This is a genomic window from Streptosporangium sp. DT93 (assembly GCF_049844535.1).
In the GTDB taxonomy this organism is placed as follows: domain Bacteria; phylum Actinomycetota; class Actinomycetes; order Streptosporangiales; family Streptosporangiaceae; genus Streptosporangium.
This window is the reverse complement of the sequence record NZ_JBNCLF010000001.1, coordinates 773,803-780,871: the sequence shown is the minus strand read 5'-3', so window position 1 is coordinate 780,871 and position 7,069 is coordinate 773,803. Positions and strand designations below refer to the sequence as shown.

The 7,069-nt window shown below is 72.0% G+C and carries 5 protein-coding genes; 2 read left to right on the top strand and 3 right to left on the bottom strand.

All coding sequences use genetic code 11. The features are described from left to right. Positions 1-1,093 precede the first annotated feature (1,093 nt). Positions 1,094-1,369: a hypothetical protein gene (locus ACLQ2R_RS03815; protein ID WP_425957859.1), complete on the top strand. Its 276-nt coding sequence runs from the start codon at positions 1,094-1,096 to the stop codon at positions 1,367-1,369. 54 nt (positions 1,370-1,423) lie between these two features. Here the strand turns inward: ACLQ2R_RS03815 and ACLQ2R_RS03810 are convergent, their stop codons facing one another. The 3 genes from ACLQ2R_RS03810 to ACLQ2R_RS03800 all read right to left on the bottom strand — a co-directional run bounded on the left by ACLQ2R_RS03810 (position 1,424) and on the right by ACLQ2R_RS03800 (position 5,389). Further along, complete coding sequence (locus tag ACLQ2R_RS03810) at positions 1,424-2,554, bottom strand: ice-binding family protein (protein ID WP_425957858.1); 1,131 nt, start codon at positions 2,552-2,554, stop codon at positions 1,424-1,426. A gap of 292 nt (positions 2,555-2,846) precedes the next feature. After that, positions 2,847-3,881 carry a hemolysin family protein gene (locus ACLQ2R_RS03805; RefSeq protein ID WP_425957857.1) on the bottom strand — a complete coding sequence of 345 codons (1,035 nt, stop codon included), beginning with the start codon at positions 3,879-3,881 and terminating at the stop codon, positions 2,847-2,849. Continuing rightward, positions 3,878-5,389, bottom strand: a complete 1,512-nt coding sequence (locus tag ACLQ2R_RS03800; protein WP_425957856.1) for a hemolysin family protein — start codon at positions 5,387-5,389, stop codon at positions 3,878-3,880. The genes ACLQ2R_RS03805 and ACLQ2R_RS03800 overlap by 4 nt, the downstream gene beginning before the upstream one ends. Positions 5,390-5,814: 425 nt before the next feature. On the opposite strand from ACLQ2R_RS03800, the gene ACLQ2R_RS03795 reads away from it, so the two are divergent. Further along, a complete protein-coding gene (locus tag ACLQ2R_RS03795; protein WP_425957855.1) occupies positions 5,815-7,038 on the top strand; it encodes an LCP family protein in 1,224 nt (407 codons plus the stop codon). Positions 7,039-7,069: the final 31 nt, after the last annotated feature.

Sequence of the window (7,069 nt, the reverse complement as noted above, 5' to 3'; positions counted from 1 at the left end):
CGGGTCCGCTGGCTCCCGTGGGTCCGATGAGTCCGATCGGTCCTTGGGCGCCGGTGGCACCTTCGGGGCCTGCGGGTCCGGTCGGTCCTGTCAGGCCGGTGGCTCCGGTTTCTCCCGTCGGTCCTGCCGGTCCGGTCAGGCCGATCGGTCCCGCCGGTCCGGCGGCTCCGATGGTTCCCGTCTCTCCCGTTGGTCCTGCGGGTCCGGTGAGTCCGATCGGTCCTTGGATGCCGGCGGGTCCTGTTGGTCCTTCAGGCCCTTCTGGTCCGGTGGCTCCTGCGGGTCCGGTCAGGCCGTTGGCCCCCGCCGGTCCTGCGGGTCCGGTGGCTCCCCCAGGTCCCGTGAGGCCGATTGGCCCTGCGGGCCCGGCAGGTCCGGTTTCTCCCGCAGGTCCGGTTTCTCCCACTGGACCTGGCGCTCCGGTGGCTCCGGTCAAGCCGGTCGCTCCCGCCGGACCTGGCGCTCCGGTGGCTCCGGTCAAGCCGATCGGTCCCGCTGGACCTGCCGGTCCGACCAGGCCTGCCGGTCCTCGGAGGCCGGTCGCGCCTGTCGCACCCACGGGACCTGCGGCGCCTGCCGGTCCGGTGGCGCCTGCCGGTCCTGCGGGGCCCATCGCACCCGGCATCGACCTGCCGTGTGGTCCCGGGGCACCTTCCGCTCCCGTAGCTCCCGTTCTCCCCTCCGAACCCTGCCTCCCTGCCGGGCCTGAATGGCCTGCGGTGCCGGTCGCTCCCGCTCGGCCGGTGGCGCCGGCCGGACCCGGCGGCCCCATCATGTCGCTCCCCGGTCCCGCAGGTCCGGCTGGTCCGGCCGGTCCCGCCGCCCCTGCGGGACCGGTGAGGCCCGTGGCGCCCGTCGGCCCTGCCGGACCCGGCACGCCGTCCAAGCCTGCGGGGCCCGCCGGACCCGGGGCGCCGTCCGAGCCCGCCGGACCCCGAGGGCCGGCGGTGCCCGTCGCGTCTCGTGGTCCCTGCCGGTGGTACGCCCGGCGTGGACCGCACGCACCACAGGGACACGAGCGGCGTGCGCACACGGAGCACTTTCTCCTGCATTTACGAGGACCGCAACATCTGTCCCTGCAGCGTCCTTTCACGTGCACCTGAAGGTGGCGCGGGAGAACGCCCTGACCGCACGCCGCGCTCGTTCTTCCGGCACCGTCGAGTCGGTCAAGGTTGATGACGCTCACCGTATCGATGGTGGTATTCGCCGCCGCCATGGCCGGTGCCGCGAGAAAAGCCCCGACCGCGGTGACCGCGATGCCCAGGATTCGAGCACCCCTGCCGGGGCGAGGGATCGCGATGTCTCTGTCTCGATGAGGATTCATTCCGTTTCCATGATGCTCGGCGACCTGCGGAGACGATCTCTGTGATGACCGGGTGGTGACGACCGGAGCGCCGCCCGGGCAGGGCCGTACCGACTTCGGTCACGCGTTCCGTGGAGGAACGGACGCCCTCGTCCGGAGCCCGCGGCGAACCGCCTGACCGCACTCCGGTACCAGGCAGAAGCCATCGGCGTCGACCGCCTGCACGAACACCGCCGACGTACTCGGATCGAGCAGGCCCGTGCCCGGGAAGACGGCCGTGATCTGCCGTGCGCCCTCGGCGAGATCGGCCACGGTCAGTTCGGCGTGGCCCGTGGCGTCGAGCTGGGCGGTCCCCAGACTGACCCCGTCGGCGAAGAACTCGACCGGTCCGGAGGGGACGGTCGAGCTCGGAGACCTCACCGTCGCGGTGAAGGTGATCGGCCCCTGCTGCGTCATCGCGCACGACGAGTTCACCGTGGTGGTGGTCGACCTGTCGGGTGGTGCCTGGCAGTCGGACACGTCGACGGTGTCGCCGTCGAGGGTGACGGCGCCGTTGCGGGCCAGCAGGCCACCGTCGACGGTCACGCCGGCGCCGACGGTGATCGAGGTCAGGGCGAGGACGGTGCCGGACAACCGGGAGGCGGCGCCCAGCGTGGCGGAGCTTCCCACCTGCCAGAACACGTTGCAGGCCTGGGCGCCGCCGGTGAGGGTGACGGTGCTGGCGGCGGCGGTGATGAGGGTGGTGGCGGCCTTGAAGATGAAGATCGCGTTCGGGTCGCCCTGCGCGTCGAGGGTCAGTCCTCCGGTGATGCCGAAGGTTCCGGCGGCGGAGGTGTAGGTGCCGGGGGTGACGGTGGTGCCGCCCAGCTCGGTGGGCAGGACGGCGTCGGACGGTTGGGCGGCGGCGGCGTTGTAGGCGATCGTGAGGTCGGCCTGGGCCTGGGCGGCGGTGGGGTCGCCCGCGTGGACGGTGCCGGTCACGGTGCCGGGCGGGAAACCCGTGATGGTCGCTCCCGGGCTCACCCCCAGGTCACCGGTGAGCACGGTCGAGCCGATGCTGGTGACCGTGGCCCCGCCCAGGACCGCGAACGTGCCGGCCGACCCCAGTTCCACCGGCTCCGCCGTACTCGCGGGAGCGGGGGACGGTGTCGTCACCAGTACCCCCGCCGCGATGATCGCCGTCATGGCCAGGGCCCGCCAGGAAGGTGCGGTATTGCGCCGCGCGGAGATGAAAGGTTTTGTCTCCGTCATGATTCGGTTCTTTTCCTTTGGATTTTCCCGTCCAAGTGCATTGTCGAGGATGCGTCATTCATTCGGATCATACTGATGAATGGCGCGATTCCTGTCGTACGACATGCGCGCGGAATCCACCCGCACATTGATGTGATGTGGGGGCGGGGACGGGTAAATCGCATGGACTTACCATAGATTTGTGCTTTTCCGACTATGGTCGAAATCGTCCCGCTGAGCGGGGAGGAGATCGTTCGCGGCGGGGCCGCCGGTCCGGTGAACCGGCGGCCCGTCCCGGCGAAGGGAGAACCCGCTAGCGGGTCGCGAGCACCCGGACGTCCAGGAGTTCGCCGAGCAGGTCGGTGAGGCTCACCATGCCGATCACCTCGCCGCCGCCGTCCGTGACGAGTCCCAGGTGGGCGCGGGCGTCCTGGAGGACGGAGACCGCGTCCGGGATCGTGGTTCCCGCCTTCAGGCGGGGGACCGGGCGTACGAGCTCGGCGGGGGTCGCCTCGGGGCGGACGAGGATGTCCCGCACGTGCACCACCCCCAGCACGTCGCCCGGACGGCCGGAGGTGACCAGCATGCGCAGGTGCCCGTCGCGCACGGCGACCTCGCGCATGTGCGCCCCCGTCGCGTCGGCGGGCACCGAGGTGGTCTCCGCCAGGGACAGCATCAGCCGCTCGACGGGCTGCTGGTGGACCCGCAGGGCCCGGGTGAGCAGGTCGTGCTCGTCGCGGTCGAGCAGACCCATCCGGCCCGACTCGCCGACCAGCATCGCCAGCTGGACCGGGGTCCTGGTCGTGGCCAGCTCGTCCTTGGGGTGGACCCCGAACAGCCTCAGGATCTGGTTGGTCAGGCCGTTGAGCGTGGCGAGCACCGGGCGGACGAGCCAGGTGAAACCACGGAACGGCAGGGCCAGGCTCATCGCCGCCGTCTCCGGGTGGGTCAGCGCCCACGACTTGGGGGCCATCTCGCCGACCACCATGTGCAGGAAGGTGACGAGGGCCAGCGCGATCACGAGCGAGATGGGGACCTGGAGCGACTCGGGGACGCCGACCGCGGCGAAGACCGGCTCCAGCAGGTGCTCGATGGCCGGTTCGGTCACCATGCCCAGCCCGAGCGAGCAGAGCGTGATGCCGAGCTGCGCCCCCGCCAGCATCAGGGAGAGCTCCCTGCCGCCGCGTACGGCGGCGCGGGCGGTGATCCGGGCCAGCCTGCCGCCCTTGCCCGCCAGCTCCTCCAGGCGGTGCCTTCTGGCCGAGATGACCGCGAACTCAGCGGCCACGAAGAAGGCGTTGCCGATCAGCAGGGCCACGCCGAGCAGCAGTGCCGCCGTGGTGCTCATCGTCCCTTCACCTCGCTCCGCTCGATCATGGCCGCCTCGGGGGCGCGTTCGATGACGGGCATCTCGGGACCGCGCTCGATCATCCGTGGTGCGGGCGTCATCGGCCCGTCGTCCCCTCCGGCGTCCACCGCCGCTCTTGCCGCCCCGTTCCCCGGGGCGTCGGCCCCCTGCGGCACGGCCAGCGAGAGCCGTACCCACTCGGGGACCCTGCGGTGCACCGACAGGACCGTCAGCGCGGCGTCCTGCTCGTCGGCGCTGTCGTTCTCCAGCGGGTCGTTCTGCAGGGTCAGCGTGACGGTCACCCGGTCGCCCGGCTCGGTCATCCGGCCGAGGGTGGCGAGCACCAGGCCCGCGACGGTGTCGTAGTCGTCGCTCTCGGGCAGTTGCAGGCCGATGGCCCGCTCGATCTCGTCGAGCCGGAGCGTCCCGGGCAGGTCCCAGACGCCCTCCTCGCCCGCGACGACCCCGGCGGGCTCCGCGTCGTTCTCGTCGATGAGCTCGCCGACGAGTTCCTCGGCGAGGTCCTCGACGGTGACCACCCCGGCCAGGCCGCCGTACTCGTCGATGACGCACGCCAGGTCGTCGCGGGCGACGCGCATGCGCTCCAGCACGACGGGCAGCGGCAGGGAGGTGGGCACCAGGAGCGCGGAGCGGGTGATCTTCTCCAGCGCGCCCTCGGTCAGCCCCGACCTGAGCAGCTCGCGTACGCCGGTGACCCCCACCACGTCGTCGCCGTTGCGGCTGCACAGCACCGGATAGCGCGAGTGGCCGTGGGTGCGCATGGCCTCGACGAGGTCGGAGATCGGCCGCTCGTCCCTCAGCAGCACGACGCGCGGGCGGGGCACCATCACGTCCTCGGCGGTGCGGTCGCCGAACTCCAGCGCGCGCTCCAGCAGCTCCGACAGCCGGGGCGGCAGGTCACCGGTCGTGGCGGAGTCGGAGATGATCCGGGACAGCTCCTCGGGGCTGGCGCCGTGCTCGATCTCCTCCACCGGCTCCACGCCGACCAGGCGCAGCAGGCCGGTGGCGGCGGAGTCGAACAGCCGGATGACCGGCCCGGCGATCCGCAGGTAGATCATCGTCGAGCGGGCCAGGAACTTCGCCACCGGCTCCGGGCGGGCGATGCCGAGGTTCTTGGGGGCCAGCTCGCCCAGGACCATCTGGATGACGGTGGCGACCGCGACCGCCAGCGCCACGGAGATGCCGGGCACGGCCCCCCGGGGCACGCCGGCGGACTCCAGCCAGGGGCGGATGACGGTGGCGATCGCGGGTTCGGCGATGAAGCCGACTAGCAGCGCGGTGACGGTGATGCCGAGCTGCGCGCCGGACAGCATGAACGACAGGCGTCCCGTCACCGCCAGTGCCCGCTCGGCGGCCGCGTCACCGGCGTCGGCCTGTTCGCGCAGCACACCCCGGTCCGCCGCGACGAAGGCGAACTCCTGGGCGACGAAGTAACCGGTGGCGAGGGTGAGGAGAAGTACGGCCAGCAGGCCCAGAGCCGTGTTCACCGCAGGGTGCTCCCGGCCGGTTCAGCGGGTCCCGTGCGCTCGCACGGGCAGGTACTCCACGGGTCCGCAGTGGACACGATCATCCTTTCGAGCAGAGGTAGTCCTCTACCGTAACGACGCGGGTGGGGGTTGATGTTTCCGGATCGGCCGTCGATCACGGTGTCGATCGCTAAATACCCCTATGAGTACTTTTGCACAGGGAAACCTTGAGGACCCGGCGGCACGGGCGTGAACCACGACGTAGCGTCGATAATGACGTTTTCACCAAAGATCGAGAAGTGGCGGGACACGACGTGGCTGACAGGCCCGAAGACGACGATCGCACGCGCGCGCTGCGATCGCCCACGCCCGGGCCCGTGCCGCGGGGAGCGGCCGGGCAGCCCGCCGCTCCCCCGCGAGGCGGGTCGGCGCCGCCCCTGCGGGATGTGACGGCGCCCCGGCGCGGGGCGTCCGAGGCGCCGGCCCAGGACGCGCCGACCCGGCTGGAGGCCCCCGGGGAGGTCCCGCGCCCCCGGGGAAGCTCCAGGGTGTACGGCAAGGCCAGGTCGGGCGCCGGTCCGGTCAGGCCGCTGAAGGGGTCCCAGGCGCCGCCCCCCGCCGTCTCGGCGCAGGTCCCCGGCGGAGGGGGCGGGCCGGGCGGCCCCGGCGGCCCCGAGGGACGCGTCGGCCCGCGCGGGTCCGGCTGGCGGCCCAAGCGTCCCGGCAGGCTCGCCGTACGGATCCTCGCCGGCCTGGTCGTCGTGCTGCTGGTCCTCGCCGTCGGCGGATACTTCGTGATCAGCTCGCGGCTGGTCACGATCGACGCGCTCGGCGACTACGAGGGCCGCCCGGCCGACACGCCGGGCACCAACTGGCTGCTGGTCGGCTCCGACAGCCGGGCGGGCCTGACCGCGGCCCAGCGCAAGAAGCTCGCCACCGGCAAGGCGCTGGGGCGCCGCACGGACACGATGATGTTGCTGCACATCCCCGACGGCGACGGCCGCCCGACCCTGGTCAGCCTCCCGCGGGACTCCTACGTGCCGATCGACGGCCACGGCAGCGACAAGCTCAACGCGGCCTACGCCTACCGGGACGGCGGCCCCAAGCTGCTCGCCAAGACCGTGGAGAAGGTCACCGGGCTGCGGCTCGACCACTACATGGAGATCGGCTTCGGGGGCTTCGTCGGCATCGTCGACGCCATCGGCGGGGTGGAGATCGACGTCAAGCAGAACATCAAGGACCCCAAGGCAGGGATCGACCTGAAGAAGGGCCGGCAGACCATGGACGGCGGGACGGCCCTCGGCTACGTCCGCACCCGCGCCACGGGCAACCTTCCCGACCTGGACCGGACCCAGCGCCAGCGGCAGTTCTTCTCGGCGGTGGTGAAGAAGGCCGCCAGCCCGGGCGTCCTGATCAACCCCTTCACGTCCGTCCCGCTCGCGCTGAGCGCCGCCGACTCGGTGTCCGTGGGCGAGGGGACCGGGGTCTTCGACCTGCTCTCCCTCGGTCTTTCCATGGGGGACAACCCGGTGACCACGGTCGTCCCGGTCGGGTCCCTGCCCACCATCAACGGCCAGAGCGTCATCAAGTGGGACCGGGAGAAGGCCCTGCGCATGTTCGAGGCACTGGCCCAGGACAAGGCCGTCCCCAAGGACGTCCTGCCCAAGTAGGTCTCCCGCCGGGGCGGGCGGGCCCCGGCGG

Bases quoted from the DNA above. Each gene is read 5' to 3' on its own strand.
- ACLQ2R_RS03810 (WP_425957858.1), bottom strand. From the start codon at position 2,554: ATGACGGAGACAAAACCTTTCATCTCCGCGCGGCGCAATACCGCACCT.
- ACLQ2R_RS03805 (WP_425957857.1), bottom strand. From the start codon at position 3,881: ATGAGCACCACGGCGGCACTGCTGCTCGGCGTGGCCCTGCTGATCGGC.